The 24,109-nt window shown below is 40.0% G+C and carries 16 protein-coding genes; 4 read left to right on the top strand and 12 right to left on the bottom strand.

Features of this window, described 5'->3' with window-relative positions; translation table 11 throughout:
* The first annotated feature begins 14 nt into the window (after positions 1-14).
* From GQR38_RS10985 to GQR38_RS10970, 4 genes are read left to right on the top strand one after another with little or no spacing between them, the layout of a single operon-like run.
* On the top strand, positions 15-6,731 hold the full coding sequence (locus GQR38_RS10985) for an Ig-like domain-containing protein (protein ID WP_165721198.1): 6,717 nt from the start codon (positions 15-17) through the stop codon (positions 6,729-6,731).
* Between the two features lie 9 nt (positions 6,732-6,740).
* The gene (locus GQR38_RS10980; protein WP_206006156.1) at positions 6,741-7,574 is read left to right on the top strand and encodes an MBL fold metallo-hydrolase; all 834 of its coding nucleotides are present in this window, start codon (positions 6,741-6,743) and stop codon (positions 7,572-7,574) included.
* Between the two features lie 20 nt (positions 7,575-7,594).
* Positions 7,595-9,814 carry an adenylate/guanylate cyclase domain-containing protein gene (locus GQR38_RS20700; protein ID WP_346774062.1) on the top strand — a complete coding sequence of 740 codons (2,220 nt, stop codon included), beginning with the start codon at positions 7,595-7,597 and terminating at the stop codon, positions 9,812-9,814.
* Entirely contained in the window at positions 9,786-11,447 is a 1,662-nt protein-coding gene (locus tag GQR38_RS10970; RefSeq protein ID WP_007586383.1) for an HD domain-containing phosphohydrolase, read from the top strand. The genes GQR38_RS20700 and GQR38_RS10970 overlap by 29 nt, the downstream gene beginning before the upstream one ends.
* Positions 11,448-11,736: 289 nt before the next feature.
* Here the strand turns inward: GQR38_RS10970 and GQR38_RS10965 are convergent, their stop codons facing one another.
* The 12 genes from GQR38_RS10965 to prlC form a co-directional block, all read right to left on the bottom strand.
* Positions 11,737-13,164, bottom strand: a complete 1,428-nt coding sequence (locus tag GQR38_RS10965) for an NAD-dependent succinate-semialdehyde dehydrogenase (RefSeq protein WP_165721199.1) — start codon at positions 13,162-13,164, stop codon at positions 11,737-11,739.
* A gap of 248 nt (positions 13,165-13,412) precedes the next feature.
* The gene (gene fdx / locus GQR38_RS10960; protein WP_007586379.1) at positions 13,413-13,751 is read right to left on the bottom strand and encodes an ISC system 2Fe-2S type ferredoxin; all 339 of its coding nucleotides are present in this window, start codon (positions 13,749-13,751) and stop codon (positions 13,413-13,415) included.
* Between the two features lie 11 nt (positions 13,752-13,762).
* On the bottom strand, positions 13,763-15,625 hold the full coding sequence (gene hscA / locus GQR38_RS10955) for a Fe-S protein assembly chaperone HscA (protein WP_165721200.1): 1,863 nt from the start codon (positions 15,623-15,625) through the stop codon (positions 13,763-13,765).
* Positions 15,626-15,666: 41 nt separating this feature from the next.
* On the bottom strand, positions 15,667-16,194 hold the full coding sequence (gene hscB / locus GQR38_RS10950; protein WP_007586374.1) for a co-chaperone HscB: 528 nt from the start codon (positions 16,192-16,194) through the stop codon (positions 15,667-15,669).
* An 82-nt stretch (positions 16,195-16,276) separates the two neighbouring features.
* Entirely contained in the window at positions 16,277-16,600 is a 324-nt protein-coding gene (iscA, locus tag GQR38_RS10945) for an iron-sulfur cluster assembly protein IscA (RefSeq protein ID WP_007377674.1), read from the bottom strand.
* A gap of 12 nt (positions 16,601-16,612) precedes the next feature.
* Positions 16,613-16,996, bottom strand: a complete 384-nt coding sequence (iscU, locus tag GQR38_RS10940) for a Fe-S cluster assembly scaffold IscU (protein WP_007377675.1) — start codon at positions 16,994-16,996, stop codon at positions 16,613-16,615.
* A 41-nt stretch (positions 16,997-17,037) separates the two neighbouring features.
* Complete coding sequence (locus GQR38_RS10935; protein WP_002958425.1) at positions 17,038-18,255, bottom strand: IscS subfamily cysteine desulfurase; 1,218 nt, start codon at positions 18,253-18,255, stop codon at positions 17,038-17,040.
* Between the two features lie 24 nt (positions 18,256-18,279).
* A complete protein-coding gene (iscR, locus tag GQR38_RS10930) occupies positions 18,280-18,771 on the bottom strand; it encodes a Fe-S cluster assembly transcriptional regulator IscR (RefSeq protein ID WP_007586371.1) in 492 nt (163 codons plus the stop codon).
* 236 nt (positions 18,772-19,007) lie between these two features.
* Entirely contained in the window at positions 19,008-19,733 is a 726-nt protein-coding gene (gene trmJ, locus GQR38_RS10925) for a tRNA (cytosine(32)/uridine(32)-2'-O)-methyltransferase TrmJ (protein ID WP_024589846.1), read from the bottom strand.
* Positions 19,734-19,890: 157 nt separating this feature from the next.
* On the bottom strand, positions 19,891-20,646 hold the full coding sequence (locus GQR38_RS10920; protein WP_165721201.1) for a class I SAM-dependent methyltransferase: 756 nt from the start codon (positions 20,644-20,646) through the stop codon (positions 19,891-19,893).
* 57 nt (positions 20,647-20,703) lie between these two features.
* The gene (locus GQR38_RS10915; protein WP_165721202.1) at positions 20,704-21,882 is read right to left on the bottom strand and encodes a response regulator; all 1,179 of its coding nucleotides are present in this window, start codon (positions 21,880-21,882) and stop codon (positions 20,704-20,706) included.
* 139 nt (positions 21,883-22,021) lie between these two features.
* Positions 22,022-24,061, bottom strand: coding sequence for an oligopeptidase A (gene prlC, locus GQR38_RS10910; protein WP_165721203.1), 2,040 nt, complete (start codon positions 24,059-24,061; stop codon positions 22,022-22,024).
* Between the last annotated feature and the right edge of the window lie 48 nt (positions 24,062-24,109).

Below are 24,109 nucleotides of genomic sequence, written 5' to 3'. Positions count from 1 at the left end.
ATGGAGTATTTAAAATGACAGCAAAAAATATATTTTTGCTTGGTTCTATGGTGTTTTTGTTAAGTGCCTGTGGAGGCTCAGAAGAAAGCCCTGCTCAAGAGACAATACAATCACCTACGGCTGAAGTAGTAACGCCAACGGTGACTAGCTATATAAATTTGGCTGGTGTTATAGCGAGCAATCAAACCAAAAATACAAAAGTTTTAGGTGCTGTCACTTCAAGTAGAGGTGTTGTTGGATCAAGCATAGCTAATACACGCGCTAATATTGTTTTTTCACAAACAAACGAAACTGTGCAAGGCAACGTTTCTTTTTTACTTGAAGCTTCGGATACTGATGGCATTGCTGAAGTTAGTTTAGTGCTCCCTAGCGTCAATAAAAGCATATCACTGTGTTCTTCTGATTGTGGTTTTGACTACGAAAAATCAATTATAGGCCTCAGCCCTGTGCTTTATGGCGTAATTCCAGGAGAGATACGCCTAGAAATATGGATAACTGACACTTTAAATAATCAAGTCCTTGCTGATGCAATTACTTTTAACTGGCAACCATATCAAATTGAAGGTGTTACAGCTCAGCGAGACGAAGATAATATTAATCTTTCGTGGCAAGCTAACCCCGGACTTAATCGTTATAACGTTTATATTGCAACTCAAGCTGGAGTTTCATCTACTAATATTAATGAATTAGAAAACGGGCAACAATTTTTAAGTATTCAAGATACTGCATTAAGCATTACCGAGTCACTTACAGATAAAAGTTATCAAGTACTTATTACCGGTATTGATGGCAGTGGTGAAAGTGGCTTTGCTAATATAATAAACATAGCACCAGTGGGTGGAGAGCTTGCATTTGCACCAGAAGCTAATGCCGATCAGTTTCAGATAAATGAAGATCAAACTCTGCAAGGCAACGTTCTAACAAATGATACGAATCAATACAGTGGCGATTTACGTGTAAATGCAGATGCATTAATTCTACCGCAGCATGGCACCATTAATATAAATGAAAATGGGGATTTTACTTATATCCCTATTGCAAACTTTAATGGTGAAGATGCCTTTAGCTATCAAGTTGCTAACGAGCTAGGTATGACAGACACCGCAGTTGTAGAGATAACCATTTTAGCTGTTAACGACGCTCCTATTGCGCTTGATAATACTTATAACATCACAAACAATGGAACCTTAGTTGTCCTATCGCCTGGCTTACTTATTAACGATAGCGATATTGATTTAGATAACTTAACTGTTGATACAACGCCTGTTAGCGAACCGACAAGAGGACAATTAACCCTTTTTGATAATGGTAGCTTTGAATACCAAGGCGAGCAGAACATGCAAGGCCAAGACAGCTTTCAGTATAGAGTTGTTGATGCACAAGGTGCTCAGGCTATTGCAAATGTAACTATTGTAAGCTCGAACACTAACGTAGCCCCTGTAACAAAAAATGATAGCTATAGTTTAAGCGAAGATGAAACACTTGTGGTTACAGCAGCCAATGGTGTGCTTAGTAACGATACTGACCCAAATAATGACAGTTTTTCAGTTGATGAAACATTTATTGTGGCACCAACACATGGCCAACTATTATTAGCAATTGATGGCAGCTTTAGTTATGTGCCGGATGCTAATTTTAATGGTGTTGATCAATTTCGATATCAAGCTATCGACTCATTAGGTGCAACCTCTACAGCCACAGTAACTTTAGTAATAAACAGCGAACCTGATAGCCCTGTCGCACAAAATGATGCCTATCAATTTAGCAAAAATAAACTATTTGAAGTAACAGTACAAAATGGCTTGTTAATTAACGATTTTAATATTGAGGCTGGCGATTTATCAGTTAACACCACGGCAATCAATACAACTCAAAATGGCGAGCTTACATTAAAAGCTGATGGCTCATTTACCTACCAACCAGACTTAGGTTTTATTGGTGTAGATAGCTTTACTTATTCAATTTCAAATGAGCAAGGCTTAACTGCAACAGCTCAAGTAACATTAAGTGAAAGCGGCGTTAATACTTTTCCAGAAGCCAATAACGATCAATTTACGTTAGACGAAGACAGCTCTGCATCTTTATTAGACGTGCTAGCTAACGACACTGATGCAGATGGCGATACGATTAGTATTTCGAACATAGAAAATATTGCTGGAGAAGCGACTATTGTCGCCGGAAAAATACAGTTTACTCCACCAGCGAACTTTTCAGGTGAGATAGTACTAACTTACACCATTACGGATGGCTATAGCACTGGTAATGAAGGCATAAACGACAGAACAGCAAGTGTGACGATTACAGTTACACAAGTTAATGATGCCCCTACTGCAAATACTGATTCAGCAACGATGAACGAAGATGCTCCTGCGTTATTAGTTAACGTACTAGCTAACGACTCCGACATTGATGGCGATACTCTTACAATAACAGCTGCTACTGCAGATATAGGTTCTGCATCTGTTGTTGATAATAAAATTCAATACACTCCTGTTGCTAATACAAATGGAACAGCAATTATTAGCTACACAATAAGTGATGGAAGCGGCGGTACTGCAACTACTAACTTAACAATTACTATACTACCAATAAATGATACTCCAATTGCAAACGCTGACTCAGCTATAATTGATGAAGATGCTGCCCCAATACTAATAAACGTATTAGCAAATGACTCTGACGTGGATGGCGATAGCCTCACTATCAGCGCTGTCTCGGCAGATACTGGCTCGGTCTCAGTGATAAGCAATCAAATTCAATACACTCCTGAGACTAACAGCAACGGTTTAGCAACAGTTACTTATACTGTAAGCGATAGCAGCGGTGGTACAAGTACAACAACATTAACTATCACTATTACTCCCGTAAACGATGCCCCAGTTGCAAACGCAGACTTGGCTACCATGGCTGAAGATGCTGCGCCAATACTAATAAACGTATTAGCAAATGATTCAGACGTGGATGGTGATAGCCTCACGATCAGCGCAGCCTCGGCAGATATTGGCACAGTCTCAGTGGTTGGCAATCAAATTCAATACGCACCTGCAGCCGATAGCAACGGCTTAGCAACCGTCACTTATACTGTTAGTGATAATAATGGTGGAACGAATACCGCTACGGTTACTATTACGATAACGGCAGTGAACGATGCACCTGTTGCTAATAATGATACCGCGACCATGGCTGAAGATGCAGCGCCAATATTAATAAACGTATTAGCAAATGACTCAGATGAAGACGGCGATAGCCTGACGATAAGTGCAGCCTCAGCTAATATTGGTTCGGTTTCAGTAGTTGGCAATCAAATTCAGTACACACCTGCAGCCGATAGCAACGGCTTAGCAACAGTTACTTATACTGTTAGTGATAATAATGGTGGAACGAATACCGCTACGGTCGCTATTACGATAACGGCAGTGAACGACGCACCTATTGCCAATAACGATACCGCGACCATGGCTGAAAATGCAGCGCCAATACTGATAAACGTATTAGAAAATGACTCAGATGTAGATGGCGACAGCCTGGCGATCAGTGCAGCATCAGCCGATATTGGCTCAGTCTCAGTAGTTGGCAATCAAATTCAATACACCCCTGCACCGAATGAAAATGGACTCGCCACTATAACTTATACTGTTAGTGATAATAATGGTGGAACGAATACTGCCACACTCACTATTACGATAACTGCAGTAAACGATGCGCCTGTTGCCAATGACGATACCGCGACCATGGCTGAAGATGCTGCACCAATACTGATAAACGCATTAGCAAATGATACTGACTCTGATGGCGATAGCTTGGTGATTGCCTCAGCCTCAGCTGATATTGGCTCGGTCTCGATAATTGGCGATCAAATTCAATATACGCCTGCAACCAATATCAATGGACTTGCCACAGTAACTTATACTGTTAGTGATAATAATGGTGGAACCAATACAGCCACAGTAGCCATTACCGTAACAGCCGTTAACGATGCCCCCGTAGCATCAGTTCAAATTTTTAGTATTAATGAAAATGCTACAGATGGTGACATTATAGGGACTGTTAGCGCGTCAGATATTGAGAACCAGACTTTAACTTATAGTTTAACTGGCGGTAACACTGCTTTATTTGAAATTAATAGCAGCTCTGGTGTTTTATCAACCGCAGGTGAAAGCCCATTTGATTTTGAAACAACTAATCAATATATCTTAAATATCACTATAACTGATGATGGCACCCCTAATGAAAGTTCAAACGTTAACATAACCGTTAATATTACTGATGAAGTTGAGCTTTTTATTCCAATTGAAGATTTGACATTTGGACGCCCAATTACAGGAGAGCTTGATCTTTCAGACATTTTTTCTGGTGGCGAATTTAAAGACAGTATAGAGCTTAATGGCAACCTTTATTTTGTTGGCTTTACCAACAATGCTGATAAAGACCTTCTTATTATCTCTTACTCAAACAATGGTGATATGAATACTGCCTTTAATAACACCGGCACTAAAATACTCGATTTAGATCAAGACGAAGAAGCCACCGCTATTATTTCTGACGGTACAGATCTTTTCATTGCCTATTCTAGTTTTGATGGCACCCATAATGAAGCTTGTATACTTAAAATGGATCTCGCTGGAACGTTAAGTACTGGTTCGGATGATGACGATGATGATGACGACGATGAAAGTGGCGCAGATATTCAATGTACAACGCTTAATAGTACTACCGTTATTAATGACCTTGAAATTGATGGCGATAAATTACTGGCTGTGGGCAAACACTTTGACGGCACTCAAAACGATAGCCTATGGATACATTACAAAAAATCAGATTTAGATTTTGAGAACTCTACTCCAGCTATTGTCGATGTTAGCGGCGCTAATCGAGATGATGAAGGCTTTGCCGTTAAGAACTTTGATAAGTCTGATTACTTAGTTGTAGGGAGTGTTACCAATGCAGAGGGAACAAAAGACTCTCTACTTCGTTATTTAAAATCTGATGGCGATAATGACAATAACTTTAATGGTGGCGCTGCACTAACAATTGATATATCTGATAATGATACAGACGACGAACTTTTTGCGGTAGGCGGAGTTGTTGATTCTGAATTTACTGCCTTTGCCGGTGGGTATGTAACAAGAACCAGCGGTGAAAAAGAAGCCGTAGTATTAGCTATTAATGAAGATGGGGAACTAATTACCACTTTTGGCAGTGCTGGTATAGCAATTTACGATGTTGATAGTAATGGCGGAAATGGTAATGGCGGCGCTAAAATTTCCGGTATTAAACACGAGCCTATTAACAATGGTATTAGTTTTTCGGGGACTACAGGCGTATCAGCCTCAGAAAAATTATTTTCAGCACGGATTAATGATGAAGGTACTCTAGATGGCGCCTATGGCACCTCCGGCATTAATATAATTGATGGTATAAGTGGTAAGCAATTTGCCAATACTTTAGCTATCGACTCTAATGACACTATTTGGGTAGCAGGTGTTAACGATGACTCAAATACAAAACCGTTTATTGCAGCAATTGACGACCAAGCCACATTATTTAGTAACTTTGAAACCAATGGTCACTTTACCTTTACTAATTCAGTAGATGCAACTAACGATGAATCAATGCAAGTTTTACAGCTTAGTAATGGCCCTGATGCTGGTAAGTATATTCTTGCATCAACTGCTAAATCGGACTCAATTACTAAGTTAGTATTAACACGCTTTACGAGTGCGGGTGATATCGATACTGGCTTTAGCGAAAGTGGCCATAAAGAAATTGCCATAGGTTTGAGTAACTCACGCATCGCTTTAACCGAGCAAAGCGACGGTAAATTAGTTATTGCAGGCTCTAAAAATAGTGAAAATGGTGAAGCGGGTTTTGTAGTTAAAGTTGATCAGTCTGGTAATTTAGACACATCATTTGCAACAGACGGGGTATACACAAGCTCTGTAAGTGGCGCAGAATTGGTAAACCTGACAGATATTGCACTTGATAATAGCGGTAACATTATTTCTGTTGGATCAATCGTAACAAGCGGTACTCCTAGCCCAATCGTTATAATGTTAACGCCAGAAGGCACCCTCGAGCCTAACTTTGGCACTGGCGGAAGTATCATAGGCTCAGCCTTTGAGTACTATAACCGCGTACATACCGACAATGCAGATATTTTCATTGGTGGTAAATCAGTATTAAGTGGCACTTCAAAGCTAATTGCATTGAAGCTAAGCTCAAACGGTACTGAGGTCTTTAAATATGTAGGTGAAGAAACCACAGATACCGACAATAAAATAGCGCAGATTTTAACTGACACAACCGGGAAGTTATATTTAATAGCAAACCTTATTGATTCGCCAAATAAAGCCAATGTTATTAGGTTGCTTGTTACGGGTGCGCTTGATACTAGCTTTGCTTTAAATGGTGTCGGTGAATATACCTTGGCATCAAGTGGTGACACTGAGCTAAATGGTGCGGCGCTCAATAGCAGCAATCAACTTATTTTAGCAGGCAAGGCTAACGATAAAGGAATGTTAGCGCGTATTTTAACTAACGGTACTTTAGATAATACGTTTGGAGCCAGTGGTGCCGGATTTTATGAAGCAAGCCAATGTGCCAGCACACATGTATTTACTTCAATTATCTTGCAAAATGATACTCAAGTTGTCCTAAGCAGCACCTGTAATGATACTAACTCTAACAATGTTAGTATTTCTAAATTCAATTTTGAAGAAGATGGAGCTTAGCCTTAAATTATGAAAGTTGAATTTTTTGGTGTTAGAGGCTCAATGGCTTCAGCTGGAAGTAATACCCACATTTTTGGGGGAAATACCTCATGTGTGTACATTGAACAAAATAATGGCAAAGATCTTATTTTAGACTCTGGTACCGGTATTGTAGAACTCGGTACACGTTTATTAGAAACACAAAGCCCTATCAATATTTTGCTAACACATAATCATTGGGATCATATTCAAGGGTTTCCTTTTTTTAAACCTATATACCAACCCAATCGCGATATAACTATTGCGGTGGGTAACGTTGATGATAAAAAAAGCCAAGATGCCATATTAAAGCAAATGAGTGGTTCGTATTTTCCAGTGTGTTATCAAGATTTACCTGCCAACATTACGCTTAATACTGATTTATCGTCTCAAAAGCAATTTACACTTAATGGTTTTTTGGTTTCGACTGCTCCACTAAATCACCCAGGTGGTGGTACTGCTTATTGCATTAAAGCGGATGAAAAAAAGGTGGCTTACGTTACCGACAATGAGCTAAACCCGCCAGAAAAAGCAAAAACAAGCATTAGCAAATGGGTCAACTTTATTGAAGGCGCTGATTTACTGATTCATGATGCTCAATTTATAGATGCAGACTTGCCTCTTAAACACGGTTGGGGGCATAGCACTATAGATCAGGTTGCTGAGCTGGCTATAAAAGCGAGTATTAAAAATGTGGTTATTATTAGCCACGACCCATCAAGAACCGATGAGCAGTTATCAGCTATAGAAAAATACCTACAAACAAATTACGGAAAACAAGTAACGATTGAATGTGGTCGAGAAGGACGAGTTTTTGATTTTTAGCCTATCAAGGAGCGTTACTCATTAGTTCCTTAAAACCAATTACTTCAAAGCACTTTTTCATTGGCGCTGTTATTACATTATTAATTGCATCAATAGAGCTATTTTCAACTGGGTCGCTCGCAAAGTTAGTTAACCGCGTAGAAGGTATAATATACGACTCTCGGCTTTTACTAACACTTTCAGAGGCGCCTAGGCGCATTGATGAATCTGTAGTAATAATTGATATCGACGAAAAGAGTATGCAAGAACAAGGACGCTTTCCTTGGAGTCGCTCAAAAGTAGCTGACCTTGTTACAAAGCTTACCGATGCAGGTGTTATTGTTATTGCATTCGATATATTTTTTTCTGAGCCGGAAGAAAATCCGGTTACAAAAATCATGTCCGAAATACCCGATTTATCAAAAAAGTACACTATTCCCTTTGCTGAAATTACTAAACAGGTAGATGCAGACTCAAAACTAGCAAGCGCACTATCTAAAAATGATACTGTTCTTGGTTTTTTATTAATTGATGAACAACTCACAAATCAAAACTTGCCAGCTAAAAGCAGTGTTGTATGGGCGAATGCGGATCATACTAATTCACAAATAAACCACTTCCCTGGTGCTATTGTAAATATTCCTAAGCTGCAAAATGCGACAACGGGTACCGGTTTTATTAATGCACATAGCGATGAAGATGGTTTTATACGTAAAGCAGCTCTTGTAAATCGAGTTGGCGATACACTCTACCCTTCTTTAGCACTTGAAGTTGCTCGGCTGTATACCCTTGCTGAAAACATAGAAACCCGTTCCAATATATTAAATGATATAACCTTATTCGAAGGTATAAAGTTTCAAGATAAGTGGATTCAAACTGATGAATATGGGCAAATATTAATTCCTTACAAAGGGCGTGCACATAGCTTCCCTTATTATTCGGCTACCGATATTTTGACCAAAAAAATTGGTTTAGAGGAATTAGAAGGCACAGTAGCCTTTATTGGCACATCGGCAATTGGACTCGCTGATTTAAGATCAACACCTGTTGGTTTGCAATACCCTGGTGTGGAGGTTCATGCCAATATATTTGAAGGGTTAATGCACCCAGAGCTACTTCCCTCTAAACCTAATTGGTCACTGGGAGCAAGCTTACTCATCATTGCATTAACGGGTAGCGTACTGTCGTTTTTTAGCCACGGTAAGAGCGCACGTTTTATTATTGTTTTGTCTCTTACAGTTACAAGTGTCGTTATATTTTTAAACGTTTATTTATGGTCAGTGCAAAAAATTAGTTTACCTTTATTAATGCCTCTTTTACTCATCATTATATTAGCGGGTTATTACATCATTGTTGGTTCTATCGCTGAAATGAAGCATAGCCGAAAAATAAAATCTATGTTTGACCAATATATGCCTCCTGAGCGTATAAACCAGATGATACTACAGGGTAAAAGTTTATCTCAAAAAAGTGAGCGAAAAAATATGACGGTGTTGTTTGCCGACATTCGTAGTTTCACTTCACTATCAGAAAGTATGTCGCCTCATCAGTTAAGTGAATATTTAAACGAATATCTTACGGCTATTACCAAAATCATATTTGATCATAACGGGACTATTGATAAGTACGTAGGCGATATGGTGATGGCATTTTGGAATGCACCACTAAAAGATGAAAACCACGCTCGCCATGGTGTTGAAGCCGCAATGGGTATGATTAACGGGTTAACGCAAATAAATCAGTTATTTGCAGAAAACAATCAGCCTGCAATAAAAATTGGTATCGGTTTAAGTACTGGCGATATGAATGTAGGTGATATGGGTTCGGTTTACCGTAAAGCCTATACAGTTCTTGGTGATACTGTTAATTTAGGTGCTAGAGTAGAAAGCTTGACCAAATTTTATGGCGTAGCTATTCTTGTTACAGAAGAAACGATGAAGGAATGCCCTCATATTTCATTTCGTTTAATAGATAAAGTACAAGTTGTCGGAAAAACAACGGCGGTACAGTTGTTTGAGCCTATAAACTTTACAGATAAGCTCGATGAAGAGCAGTTAAATGAAGCTAAAAAATCACAGCAGGCCATGACGCTTTTTTATAATAAAAACTGGCCACAAGCGCTTAGCTTATTTAAAGAACTACACAGCACGACCGTATTTAGCTCTGACGTTTATACCATTTTTATCGAACGTATTAAGGGCACTGATTTGCAAACACTAGCTAAGGATTGGAATGGTGCCTTCAAACATACTAAAAAGTAGTAAACATATGCGACAGCACATTAAAGACAAAACAAACCTTCAGCATTTTATCGATATTAGTATTAGGCTAACAACAGAAAAAAACTCGTCTAAGTTACTTGATGAAATACTGCAAGTTGTGATGTCGATAGCAAATTCTGATGCTGGCAGCATTTACTCTATTACCCCAAACAAACAACTCAAGTTTGAAACGGTAATAAATAAGTCATTAAATCTTTATTTAGGTGGCACTTTAGGGAGCCCTGTAGATTTTCCTAATATAGATCTTTTTATTGATGGCAAACCAAACGAAACCGCTATTGTTGCCCACTCTGCAAATTCTGGCGAAGTGATTAACATTCCTGACGTGTATGATGCCCTGCCCTTTGATATGAGCGCAGCTCGCAAAATGGATGCCCGCACGGGTTACCGCTCTGAGTCCATGCTAACAATTCCTTTAAAAGATCATGAAGATGACATTATTGGTGTAATCCAGCTTATAAATGTAAAAGATGCGCAAAATAAAAATATCCCTTTTAGTGAAGAGCTTGTCACTCTAATTCGATCTTTTGCCTCTTTAGGCGCTATTTCACTAACTAACTCGACACTAATTAAGGGAATGGAAGATCTTTTTTCAACCTTTGCTGAAACAATTGCGATGGCAATAGATGAAAAGTCTCCTCATACCGGTGGCCATTGTAAACGAGTGCCAGCACTCACGTTAATGCTAGCTGATGCCGTACATGATATAAATAAAGGCCCTTTGGCTTCATTTTCGATGAGTGAAGCCGACCGACATGAACTCGATATAGCTGGCTGGTTACATGACTGTGGGAAAATCGCGACTCCCGATCACATTATGGAAAAGTCGACAAAACTAGAAACTATTTTTGATCGAATAAAATATGTAGATGCTAAATTTGAAATAATTAGCCGAGATTTAAAAATAGCGTATCAGCAAAAAATCATCTGTGCGATGAAGCTGCAAAAACCTATCGAAGTTCAACAATTTGAACGCCTACTTGATACCGAGCTTAAACAGTTGGCATTAGACCGTGCATTATTACAGCGTGTGAATGTAGGGGGCGAGTTTTTAGGTGATGCAGAACTTGAGCACATTGAACGCATTGCAAACAAATACCAACTCGTTATAAATGATATTAATACACCATTGCTTTCAGCTGATGAAGTTGAAAACTTAACAATACGAAGAGGCACGTTAACCGAAGCCGAACGTGAAGTAATGAAACGTCATATGGATGTAACTAAAAATATTTTAGATGCCCTGCCGTTCCCTAAACACTTAAGCAATGTGACTGAATATGCTTTAGGTCATCATGAAAAACTTGACGGCACTGGTTACCCAAGAGGTTTAACCAAAGAGCAAATGTCGGTGCCTGCAAGGTTAATGGCTATTACGGATATTTTTGAAGCGCTATCTGCGGTAGACAGGCCCTACAAAAAAGCAAAACCGGTCAGTGAGTGTTTATTTATTTTAGGGTCAATGGTTGCTAAAAACCATCTTGATGCTGACATTTTTGCTATTTTTATTGAGTCGCAAGTCTATAAAAATTATATCAATGAATATGCTAACCCAGAGCAGCTAGATGAGGTAGATTTTGATAACTTACCCGGTTACACACCTATAAGTTAGCACCTATAAAGCCATGCCTTTATTCAAAATACGCTTATTACAGCCTATACCTATCCAAACAAAAAAATGCCACCTTACGGTGGCATTTACACACGGGGTTATTTCTACTTATAGAAATCCTTTTACTTTTTATTTGTTTTTTTATGTTGTTTTATTAACAAAAAATATGTTCCCAAAGGTAGCATTTAGCGCTTTGGGTAGCAACAGTAAAAGGTAAAGTTCATATATCTGCCATATTAACGTCATAAAAAAGCGCGAAGTAAATTCGCGCTCGTATACTTAACTGCCGTTATATTTTAATACAAACGTATTTTTCTTCTAGGTACTCATCCAGCCCTTGATGCCCGCCTTCGCGACCTAAACCAGATTGTTTAACGCCACCGAAAGGCGCTACTGGGTTTGATATAACACCTTCGTTTACACCTACCATACCAAATTCAAGCCCTTCACTAATTCGGTAAATTTGCTTAATATTTTGGCTGTAAAAGTAGGCTGCCAGACCAAATGGTACATCGTTAGCAAGTGCAAGCACTTCACTTTCTTCATCAAAAGGAATAACCGTTAATACTGGACCAAATACTTCTTCGTGGTAAATATCCATCTCTGTCGTTACGTTGTTTACTATTAATGGGTTTTGAAAGCTGCCACCTAAGTCACTATTATCGCCAATCAACGTAGCACCTTTATCGAGTGCGTCTTGTACTAACTGCTGTACCTTCTCTTTGGCTTTAGGGTAAATGAGTGGGCCAATATCAACATCGTCTTCAAAACCATTTGCCACTTTTAACGCTGCAACCTTAGGCGTGATTTTTGACAGTACTTTATCGAGAATATTACGCTGTATAAAGATACGGTTTGCAGCAACACATGCCTGCCCACTATTTCTAAATTTAGCCGCCATTAGCCCTTCTACAGCTTCATCTAAATCTGCATTATCAAAAATGATAAAAGGTGCATTGCCGCCAAGCTCCATCGAGGTGCGTTTAATTGTGTCTGCACATTGCGATAGCAACTGCTTACCTACACCGGTAGAACCGGTAAATGTAAACTTACGCACGATTTCTGAGTCAGTCAGCATTTTACCTACTGTTTTGGCATCTTGTGAAACCAGTACATTAAATGCACCTTTAACAAAACCAGCTTGATCGGCCAGATAGGCAAGTGCAATAGCACATAGTGGCGTGTGTTCAGAAGGTTTAAGTATAAAGCTACAACCCGCAGCGTAAGCTGGAGCTACCTTGCGAGTAACCATAGCAACAGGGAAGTTCCACGGCGTAATACCAGCTACAACACCTACAGGCTGCTTAAAGCTAGTTAAACGGTGCGAGTTATCTGTTGGCGGAATTACATCTCCGTAACTACGCTTGGCTTCTTCTGCAAACCATTTTATAAAACCAGCACCGTAATCAATTTCGCCAAGCGATTCTTTGAGCGGCTTGCCTTGCTCTTTGGTCATTAGCTCTGCAAGTGTTTGCTTGTGCTTTATAACTAGCTCGTACCAGCGCATCAACGTTTCGCTTCGCTCGGTGGCATTCGCCGCTTTTAACTTAACAAAAGCCCCTTGAGCTGCAGTTATTGCGCTATTTACACCCTGCTCGTCAATATCGCTTACATCAACAATACTTTTTTCGGTCGCGGGATCGTTAACGCTAAAGTGCGTGTCTGTTTTATAAAACTCGCCGTTAATAAATGAGTCTGAGAAAATAAGATTACTCAAAATAAACCTCCGAAATAGATTTTAGGGATTGGGTTGAACTCGTAGCAGCGGGTTTACCCCGCGTTTATATAATCTGAAAAATACGTGATCATTTTGATGTTCAAGTTTGAGGTTAGAAAAATTTAACTTAAAACGTTTGAGATTTAAAAACGCGACATAAAGTCGCTGCTACGTGTTTATAAATGCTTTTTTGAAACAAAAAAGCCGCTGTATCAAACAGCGGCTTTTAATATATACATCGTTAAAAACTAGTGCTCTTCATTAACGATATTGAGATTGTACTTAGGTATTTCAACCACTAAGTCTTCATCTCTTATAATTGCTTGGCAACCAAGGCGTGACTCAGGCTCTAAACCCCATGCTTTATCTAGCATGTCATCTTCTAGCTCATCACTCTCTTGTAGTGAATCAAATCCTTCACGAATCACTAAATGACACGTAGTACATGCACACGACTTTTCGCAGGCATGTGCAATGCTAATGCCATTTTTAAGTGCAGCGTCGAGTACCGTTTGGCCTGTAGGAGCTTCAATTGCAGCGCCGTCAGGACATAATTCAGGATGTGGAAGAAAAACAATTTGTGGCATTCTAATCTCTCTTAAATGTTGTCTACTGACTGCCCTGTAAGGGCCTTTTTAATTGATGCATCCATTCTACGCGATGCAAAGTCGCTACTCGCATTATCGACTTTTTCGATAGCTGCTTTAATTTCGCCAGGCTCTTGTGCATTTTCGCGCACTTTTACCAGTTCTGCAATTTCAGCGCGTAAGTTAGCAAGTTGCATATCGTCAAGTAATGCAGCATCGGCTGCAAGTGATGCATTAAGCGCTTCTATTACGCGTAACGCTTCTACTTGTTGCTCTTTAAGCATACGTGCTTGCATGTCGCCTTTAGCGTTGCTCATTGACTCTTTTAGCATGTTAGCTACTTGGTCGTCAGATAAACCAAACGAAGGCTTAACCTGAATATCAGCTTGTACACCTGTTGATTTTTCCATAGCTGAAACACTTAATAGGCCATCAGCATCAACTTTAAAGGTTACACGAATATGCGCAGCGCCTGCCGCCATTGGTGGAATACCTTTTAAGCTAAACTTAGCAAGCGAACGACAATCATCAACAAGCTCACGCTCGCCTTGCAGCACATGTAATGACATGGCTGTTTGGCCGTCTTTAAACGTCGTAAATTCTTGCGCGCGTGCTACCGGAATCGTCGTATTGCGCGGAATGATTTTTTCAACCAAACCACCCATCGTTTCAAGACCTAGCGATAACGGTAATACATCAAGTAATAACATGTCAGAATCGGGCTTATTGCCAATTAACACGTCGGCTTGAAGCGCAGCACCTAAAGCGACAACACGATCAGGGTCGATTGAAGTTAGCGGCTCTTTATCAAAAAAGCTTTGTACTTGGCTACGTACCAGTGGCATACGGGTTGAACCGCCTACCATAATAACTTGCAGTACTTCGTCGTTTTCTATGCCAGCATCTTTTACAGCACGACGACACGAACGCAGTGTTTTTTTAACGAGAGGCATAGCCATTTCGTCAAACGTTTCGCGTGTTACTTCTACTGTGTATTTTTGATCGTCAAACTCAAGACCCACGTTTACTTTAGCGTATTGGCTTAATGCTTCTTTACACGCTTTTGCTTTATTGATGAATAAACGTAAAACTGAAGGTGACAACGCTGACACACCAGTTTGCTGCTTAAAGTAATCAACAAGTAGTGAGTCAAAGTCATCGCCGCCGAGGCTTGAGTCGCCGCCAGTTGCCATTACTTCAAACACACCTTGGTGTAATCTAAGTACTGATATATCAAATGTACCACCGCCTAAATCATAAACAGCAATAATACCTTCTTGGCCAGAATCTAAACCATAAGCAACAGCTGCTGCTGTTGGCTCATTTAATAAACGTAGTACGTTAATACCAGCAAGTTCTGCGGCATCTTTAGTACTTTGGCGCTGTGCGTCATCAAAGTACGCTGGTACTGTGATTACAGCCCCTAAAATTTCTTGGTTGCCAAAACTTTGCTCAGCTCGTGCTTTTAATGCAGCTAAAATATGGCTTGATGCTTTAATTGGACTGATTTTACCTGCCGCAGTTTCTATTGCTAGCGCACCATTGTGCTCACAAAACTCATACGGTAGTTGCCCATAACTTTGCTCTATTTCAGCCTGAGTTTTACCTAAAAAACGCTTAACCGAAATAAGTGTATTAGCAGGGTCTTGCGTTGCTGCTTGTGCAGCTTCTGCGCCAACAGTAATACCGCCTGCTTGATAACGAACAACCGACGGTAACATAGCCGCGCCAAGATCATCAGTTAACGTGCGGGCTTCGCCACTTTGTACTGTTGCAACTAATGAGTTAGTTGTACCAAGATCAATACCAATAGCTAGTTTATGTTCGTGTGGTGCCGCGCTCTGCCCCGGCTCAGCAATTTGCAATAATGCCATAATGCTCTTTAAACTCGTGTTGCTCGCTTTGCAGCAAGTAATTAATCGTCAAATAAACTGTCTTCAATACGCTCTAGTTCGTCACGTAACTTATAAACAAACTTCAGTTTACGAATATTATCTGCGGCAAGTTGATATTGCTGCTCATCGTTACTTGCTAGTTGCTCGGCAAGCTGTGCACTGTACTGCGTGTTTAGTTGCTTAATTTGTTTTTCAAAATTTGCAATCGCAGTATCAGGATCGCGCGACGATGTTAGCTCTTCAAGCTCTTCGCGAAGTTCCATTTGCTGCATTAAAAACATTGGATCTTGCAAGGTTTGCTGCTCTGCACGAATATCAACGCCTAGCTCGCTCAGCATATATTCAGCACGTTTTACTGGGTGCTTTAATGTTTGTAGCGCATCGTTAATTTCGGCGGCGCTTTGCACTGCCATTAACTTATCGCGGCTGCTCGCATTCGCGTGGCGATCTGGATGTACAGTACGCTGTAATTCCAAGTAGTGCTTGTTAACCGTTGCTAAATCAATATTGTAATCAACGGGGACTGCAAATAATTCAAAGTAACGCATAACTTCAACCAATAATATTCAGAAATAACAAAGCCCTACATTAACTGGCAGGGCTTATTTATACTACAAAGATATTTTAAGCTTAAACGGTAAAGCTTTCGCCACAACCACACTCATCTGCTTGATTCGGGTTTCTAAATTTAAACCCTTCATTTAAGCCTTCTTTAGTGTAGTCGAGCTCTGTGCCATCGATGTAAACTAAGCTTTTAGCGTCAACAATTAATGTGACACCTTTAGCCGCAAAAGTTTCATCGTCTTCGTTTAAATCGTCAACAAACTCAAGTACATAAGCAAGACCTGAACAGCCCGTCGTTTTAATGCCAACGCGCAGGCCTAAACCTTTACCGCGGTTTGCTAAAAATGATTGTACGCGGTTTGCTGCCGCATCTGTCAATGTCACTGCCATGAGTTTCTCTTCTTACTTCGCTTGTTTGCTTTTGTAGTCTGCAATTGCTGCTTGAATTGCGTCTTCGGCTAAAATTGAACAGTGAATTTTCACTGGTGGTAATTCAAGCTCTGCACTGATATCAGTGTTTTTAATTGTCGCTGCTTCGTCTAGCGTTTTGCCTTTAACCCACTCTGTTACAAGTGAAGATGAAGCAATTGCGCTACCACAACCGTAGGTTTTGAATTTTGCATCTTCAATAACGCCTTCGGCAGATACTTTAATTTGCAATTTCATTACGTCACCACATGCTGGTGCGCCTACCATACCCGTTGCCACTGACGGATCATTCTTATCTAGAGTACCTACGTTACGTGGGTTTTCTACGTGGTCGATTACTTTATCACTATAAGCCATTATTCTATCCTCATTACCTGCTAGGGTATGTGCTCACACTATTAGTGGTGAGCCCATTCAACTGAATCTAAATCAATACCTTCTTGATGCATCTCCCAAAGTGGAGACATCTCACGTAGGCGACCGATAGAGTTTTTCATTAATTCGACGGTGTAATCAATCTCTTCTTCGGTAGTAAAGCGACCAATACTAAAACGAATTGAGCTATGTGCTAATTCGTCGTTACGGCCAAGTGCACGTAATACATAAGAAGGCTCTAAGCTTGCAGATGTACAGGCTGAACCTGACGATACTGCAATGTCTTTTACTGCCATAAGTAACGACTCACCTTCAACAAAGTTAAAGCTGATGTTTACAATGCCAGGTACTGATTGGTCTTGCGTGCCGTTAAAGTATACTTCGTCCATATCAGCCATAATGCCGTCGATTAAACGATTACGTAAGGCGCTGATGTGTGCGTGATCTTTTTCGAAATCTTGCTTAGCAATTTTAAACGCTGTACCCATACCCACTAATTGGTGAGTAGCTAATGTACCAGAGCGCATACCACGTTCATGTCCGCCACCGTGCATTTGCGCTTCAAGGCGAGCACGTGGTTTACGACGAACGTAAAGTGCACCAACACCTTTAGGGCCATACACTTTATGTGCAGAGAACGACATAAAATCAACTTTAAGCTGTTGCACGTCTATTAGTACTTTACCCGCGCTTTGCGCTGCATCTACGTGGAACATAATTTTGCGTTCGCGACACATTTCGCCAATAGTCGCGATATCTTGAATTACACCTAGCTCGTTATTAACGTGCATGATGCTTACAAGTACTGTGTCGTCACGCATTGTGTCGGCAAGTTTTTGTAAATCAAGTAGGCCGTTTTCTTCAACGTCCATGTAAGTTACTTCAAAACCTTGGCGCTCAAGCTCACGACATGTGTCGATTACAGCTTTATGCTCAGTTTTAGCGGTAATAACGTGCTTACCTTTTTTCTTGTAAAACTGTGCTGCACCTTTAATAGCAAGGTTATTTGATTCTGTTGCACCCGATGTGAAAACAATTTCACGTGGGTCTGCATTAATTAAATCAGCAATATCTGTACGTGCTTGGTCAACAGCTTCTTCTGCTTGCCAACCAAAACGGTGTGAGCGTGACGCAGGATTACCAAACTTACCGTCCATTGTCAGGCATTGCATCATTTCTTTAGCAACACGTTCGTCAACAGGCGTGGTCGCTGCGTAATCTAAATAAATCGGTAACTTCATTTCTCTCTCCGCTGCAGGTCAACCTTAAAGTTGACAGCTTACTTGAATGTTTTCCAACTGCTTAATTGCATTATTAATACTGTTATCTTGGCGCGATGCTATTTCTTTCACATCTGATTTTTCCACCAATTCAGCAAGGGTAATATTATTCAAAAATTCTTCTATGCGTGCGCTTAGGTCTGACCACAAATTATGTGTTAAACAACGCATACCACTCTGACAGCCGGTATCGGCACCTTGGCAACGTGTTGCATCGACCGATTCGTCTACGGCGCTAATAATATCGCCAACAGAGATAACGCTCGCTTCACGCCCTAGTAAATAACCACCACCAGGTCCACGAACAGAACTTACTAGGCCATTTTTACGTAAACGAGCAAATAATTGTTCAAGGTAAGACAAAGAAATTTCTTGTCTTTGTGAAATATCAGCAAGGGCTACAGGACCTACACCTGTGTGTAGTGCAACATCCAGCATAGCCGTAACGGCATATCTGCCTTTTGATGTTAACTTCATAACGCCCCCTGCACAAAAGAGTGCAAATTTTAATTACCAGAGTAAATTAGTCAAGTATTATCACTTGATAAAAATTTGATTTAGAAACTCTTACTTTTAAATTGTAGAGTTAACAAATTTTCAATACTTGACCTCTTTGGTCAAGTATTACAGCCATTGTAATTACCTGAGTAATTTAGTCAAGTATTAGCGCGTTAATTAGTCTAGGTCTTTTATAACTAATAGCTATACCTAAGTTACTTAGGGATAGCCTTATTAATTGAGGTGAGAATACCGCGTAAAATATTCATTTCAGCATCTTCAGGGTGAGCTCGGTTAAACAAACGGCGCAATTTAGTCATAACTAAACCAGGGTGTTGCTTGATGATAAAGCCTGTTTTAAACAACGTGTCTTCAAGGTGATCATAAAACAGCTCAGTTTGCTTTGAGCTTGGGTAAACTGCATCGTCTTCTTCAACCTTTTTAGGTTGTTGATTTAAAAATGCCATGCGAGTTTCGTAGCTAAGTGTTTGTACGGCCATAGCTAAATTAAGCGAGCTGTACTCTGGATTAGCAGGAATACATACATGGTAATTACAAAGCTGTAATTCTTCATTAGTTAAACCACTGTTTTCACGACCAAATACTAGCGCTACAGGACCATTTACGGCTTCAGCAACGAGCTTTTCACCACATTCACGTGGTTCAACCATTGGCCACGAAAGCGTACGAGAACGCGCACTTGTGCCAATCGTTAATGTACAGTCAGCGATAGCTTCTTCAACGGTACCTACAATAACTGCATTGCCTAAAACATCAGTTGCGCCTGCAGCTAATGCACTTGCTTGGCTGTCTATTTCGCAAGCAGGATCAACTAAATAAAGTTTTGATAAACCCATGGTTTTCATGGCGCGAGCCGCCGAACCAATATTGCCCGAATGTGACGTGTTAACTAAAACAATGCGAATATCATCTAAGATCATTACTGTGCTACTTTGCTATGCCAAAAAATTGCGCAAATTCTAACATGAAAATGTAATAAGATCCTAGATTCAAAAGGCTAGATCCTATGATCAAACCCAATATAACGATTCTTACATGGATAAGTTCTAGGGATATAACGTCGATTTGTTTTGATGCTTAAACCATTGCCGCCTTTACATAGACATCAAAACGGTTCTTTTTGGTTTTGATCTGCATACTTGGGGTTTTTTCGTTTAAGAATGGGGCGTAATCGGGGCGTTTTACAACGACGCGCTTACTGGCAAGTGGGTAGGCAAAATCAAGTAGGTCGTCAGCGTCGTTGTCTGCACCAACAAGCTCTTGAAATACGCGCATTTCTTTTTTAACTAATGCTGATTTTTCGCGATGCGGGAACATGGGATCTAAATAAACAACATCAGGCATGCTTTCGCATTGAGAGAGCAAAGTATGGCTTGAGCCAAATATTAGGCTCATGTTTTCTTTCATCCATAAACCAATTTCAATATCGCTATAGGCTCGCTTTAAACCATCGTATAAAAGTGCAGCTACAACCGGGTGACGTTCATGTAATATAACTTTGCACCCTAGCGAGGCAAGTACAAAACCATCTCGCCCTAAACCAGCGGTAGCATCAAGTACAACAGGCGTTACGCCTTTATTTAAACCCACCGCTTTGGCAATTGCTTGCCCTTTACCACCGCCAAACTTACGCCTATGGGCGGCAGCACCGGTTACAAAATCAACGTTAATTGCACCTAGTTTAGGCTCGTCAGTTTTAAATAGACTTAACCCTTTATCATCGTAATGTAAGCTAAAGCCACTGCAATTTTGCGCCCATTGGGCTAAACCAAAGCGTGTTTCTAATTCATTTAAATAAGGGCGTAACTCTTTAAAAGCACACTGAATAACCACAATAAACTCCGACGATAAAATACGCCTGTAGTATATCAACCGCTTTACTTTAAAGCACTAAAATAGCTCTATATCACTATGATGATTCGTATTGACCTTTGCGGCTTCCGCTTTAGTACGTAAATTAGATATAAGTTCATTGCGGCTTTCGGCAACTTGTTTAAGCTGATATTTGATAAAGGCTAAATCGCTATTAGCCGATACAAATAACTGCATCGTTTGATCCAGTTGGGATATATATAAGGTGAGATCTGCAGGATTTGCTTGTGTTTGTTGTAGCTTAATGGCGCAGTCAAGCTCATGTAGCTGTTCTATAAATATTTTAGTACTTTTGTTTTGCTCTATATTTTGAGTAGTTAACTGCTTAACAATGTCTTGAAGGGCTGTACTTATTTGAGCTGCCTGCTCATAACTGCTTTCGCTTCTTTCCATGGTAACAACCTTCTCGTTGGTTACTTCTAATATATGCGGGAACAGATCTTTGTAGCGCCCATACAAAGCATCGTTATCAACTGGCATATTTTTTATCAAAAGGGACACTTTGGGGTAATTAATGATAGTGCTGCTACCAATATCAACAAATCGTTGAGCATTTCGATGTTGCTCAAGCAGCTCTTGCTCTAACGGGCAAACACCACTTTGCTGGCTGTAAAAAATACCTTTTCCTTGATACCAAAACACCACCACAACATCTAAATTTAAAGGAGCAAAAAAGGTAAAAAAGTATTCACTCAACGATTGAAAGTTATTAGCGTGATAACTTTGTCCAACGTAGCGCATTATACGCCCCATATCGCCTGACTCTGTCATTGCTATTTCAGCTGTTTTATTCGCTTTTACTATATCCAACTTTAGTTTTGCGCATTTTTGCCTATATTCGTAAAGTACCTTTATTCGCGCTATTAGCTCTTCTGCATTAAAAGGTTTTGTAATGTAATCAGATGCGCCGACGCTATAACCTTTTACCCGATCGCTTAGCTCTATTTTAGATGAGAGAAACATAACGGGAATATCTTGAGTATTTTGACTCTGCTTTATAGTTTTACATACGTCATAACCTGACATACCTGGCATTTCAATATCGAGTAAAATAATATCTGGGTTGTATTTATTGGTTAGCCTTAATCCTTCATCGCCATCTTTTGCATGAATTATTTTACAAAACCCTGCTAAAGACTCTTCAATTATATGATGAACATACTTGTCGTCATCAATTGCCAATACCAACTTTGCCATGCCTTAGTCCATTTTATTAGGTGTGCTAAAAGCATAGTACGGTAGGATGAAATTACTAAAAATTATTAGATAATAATTTTAAAATAATAAAAAAGCGCCATATAGGCGCTTTAATTTGGTTTGTGCTAAATATTAATTTTTAAACAGCAATACCACTATGGCGTAGTAACGCGTCGACATTTGGCTCACGACCACGGAACTTTTTAAATAATTCCATTGGCTCTTCGCTACCGCCTTTTTCTAAAATATTTTGCATGAAGGCTTGCCCTGTTTCAGCGTTAAAAATACCTTCTTCTTCAAATTTAGAAAATGCATCAGCAGAAAGTACTTCAGCCCATTTATACGAGTAGTAACCTGCACTATAACCACCGGCAAAAATATGGCTAAAACCATTTTGAAAACGGTTAAACTCAGGCGGTTTAACGATTGATGTGCGGCTACGTACATCGTTTAGTACTGCTTGAATTTGGCATTGCTCACCCACTTTGTAATCGTTATGGATTTTAAAATCGAATAACGAAAACTCAATTTGACGTAGCATTTGTACGCCTGAGTTATAGTTTTTAGCCGCTAGTAATTTATCAAGTAACTCTTTAGGTAACGGCTCACCGGTTTCGTAGTGGCCCGAAATAAAGCTCAGGGCTTCTTCGTCATAACACCAATTTTCTAAAAACTGACTAGGAAGCTCTACCGCATCCCAAGCTACACCATTAATGCCAGCAACTGGCGCGGCATCAACTTGTGTAAGCATGTGGTGAATACCATGACCAAACTCATGAAATAAAGTAGTTACTTCGTCATGAGTAAACAGCGCCGGTTTATCGCCAACCGCCTTATTAAAGTTACACACTAAATAAGCCACTGGAGTTTGTAGTTCGCCGTTAGCGCGTACTTTACGACCCATACAGTCATCCATCCACGCGCCGCCACGTTTGTGGTCGCGTGCATATAAATCGAGATAAAAACGTCCGCGTAGAGTATTGCTACTATCTACAATTTCAAAAAAGCGTACATCTTTGTGATAAGTATCAAAGTCAGTAACTTCTTTTACGCTAATACCAAATAGGCGATTAACGGTTTCGAATAAGCCGCTAAGCACTTTATTTGCTGGGAAGTAAGGACGTAGTACTTCGTCTGAAATTGCATACTTTTCTTGCTTAAGCTTTTCGCTGTAGTAACCAAAATCCCATGCTTCTAATTCAGAAATACCGTGTTTTTGCTCAGCATACGCTTTTAGCTCGGCCACTTCTTGCTCTGCTTGTGGTTTTGATTTAGCTGCTAGGTCTTCTAAAAATGAGAATACTTGTTCTGGTGTTTCGGCCATTTTAGTTGCCAGTGACTTTTCAGCGTAGCTGTTAAACCCTAGTAACTGTGCAAGTTCATGACGAAGCGCAAGCTCCTCGCTCATAATATCAGAGTTATCAAACTCACCGGCGTTGGGGCCTTGATCTGATGCGCGCGTAGAAAACGCGGTGTAAGTTTCTTTGCGTAATTCGCGGTTATCTGCGTAAGCCATTATTGGTAAATACGATGGAAAATCGAGTGTAAATAACCAACCATCTAATTCTTTACTTTTTGCTGTGTCAGCTGCAAGTGCTAAAGCAGATTCTGGCAAGCCTGCTAAATCACTCTCATCAGTAATATGTTTGTGCCAAGCAAGTGTGGCATCCATTACGTTGTTACCAAATTTTGAGGCAAGTTCTGATAAACGCGCGCTAATTTCGCCGTAACGTGTTTGCTGTTCTGCCGCCAGAGCAATACCCGATAATTTAAAATCACGTAGCGCATTAGTAATTGTTTTTTGTTGTGCTGTCGTCAGCGTTTTAAATTCGTCGCTGTTATAAAGCGTATTATACGCGTTGTATAAACCTTGGTGCTGACCTACAAATGTTGAATATTCAGATATTAACGGTAAGCACTGCTCGTAAGCTTCACGTAATTCGTCGTTATTCATTACTGAATTTAAATGCGATACAGGGGAGAACATGCGCGATAATTTATCGTCCGCTTCTTCAAGGGGTAATACTAAGTCATCCCACGTGTACGAGCCTTTAGCTAACACGTCATCAATGGCTTTACGACAAAGCTCGATACCGTCTTTTAGTGCTGGTACTACGTACTCAGGCTTTATTTTTGAAAATGGTGGTAAGCCTTCAAGGCCAATTAATGGGTTGCTCATAAATACTCTCTTTGCGTTAATGCATTACATTTTAAATTGGGTCTAAAA

It is taken from the genome of Pseudoalteromonas sp. c7(2019) (assembly GCF_011378625.1).
Classification (GTDB): Bacteria; Pseudomonadota; Gammaproteobacteria; order Enterobacterales; family Alteromonadaceae; genus Pseudoalteromonas; species Pseudoalteromonas arctica.
Note: the sequence above shows the minus strand (reverse complement) of the source record. Positions and strands in the feature narration are given on the sequence as shown.

Excerpts from the sequence above, each read along its gene's own strand:
- hscA (WP_165721200.1), bottom strand. The coding sequence starts at position 15,625 with ATGGCATTATTGCAAATTGCTGAGCCGGGGCAGAGCGCGGCACCACAC.
- GQR38_RS10970 (WP_007586383.1), top strand. The coding sequence starts at position 9,786 with ATGGTGCCTTCAAACATACTAAAAAGTAGTAAACATATGCGACAGCAC.
- iscR (WP_007586371.1), bottom strand. The coding sequence starts at position 18,771 with ATGAAGTTAACATCAAAAGGCAGATATGCCGTTACGGCTATGCTGGAT.
- GQR38_RS10985 (WP_165721198.1), top strand. The coding sequence starts at position 15 with ATGACAGCAAAAAATATATTTTTGCTTGGTTCTATGGTGTTTTTGTTA.
- fdx (WP_007586379.1), bottom strand. The coding sequence starts at position 13,751 with ATGCCACAAATTGTTTTTCTTCCACATCCTGAATTATGTCCTGACGGC.
- iscA (WP_007377674.1), bottom strand. The coding sequence starts at position 16,600 with ATGGCAGTGACATTGACAGATGCGGCAGCAAACCGCGTACAATCATTT.
- GQR38_RS10935 (WP_002958425.1), bottom strand. The coding sequence starts at position 18,255 with ATGAAGTTACCGATTTATTTAGATTACGCAGCGACCACGCCTGTTGAC.
- iscU (WP_007377675.1), bottom strand. The coding sequence starts at position 16,996 with ATGGCTTATAGTGATAAAGTAATCGACCACGTAGAAAACCCACGTAAC.
- prlC (WP_165721203.1), bottom strand. The coding sequence starts at position 24,061 with ATGAGCAACCCATTAATTGGCCTTGAAGGCTTACCACCATTTTCAAAA.
- GQR38_RS10915 (WP_165721202.1), bottom strand. The coding sequence starts at position 21,882 with ATGGCAAAGTTGGTATTGGCAATTGATGACGACAAGTATGTTCATCAT.
- GQR38_RS10980 (WP_206006156.1), top strand. The coding sequence starts at position 6,741 with ATGAAAGTTGAATTTTTTGGTGTTAGAGGCTCAATGGCTTCAGCTGGA.
- trmJ (WP_024589846.1), bottom strand. The coding sequence starts at position 19,733 with ATGATCTTAGATGATATTCGCATTGTTTTAGTTAACACGTCACATTCG.
- hscB (WP_007586374.1), bottom strand. The coding sequence starts at position 16,194 with ATGCGTTACTTTGAATTATTTGCAGTCCCCGTTGATTACAATATTGAT.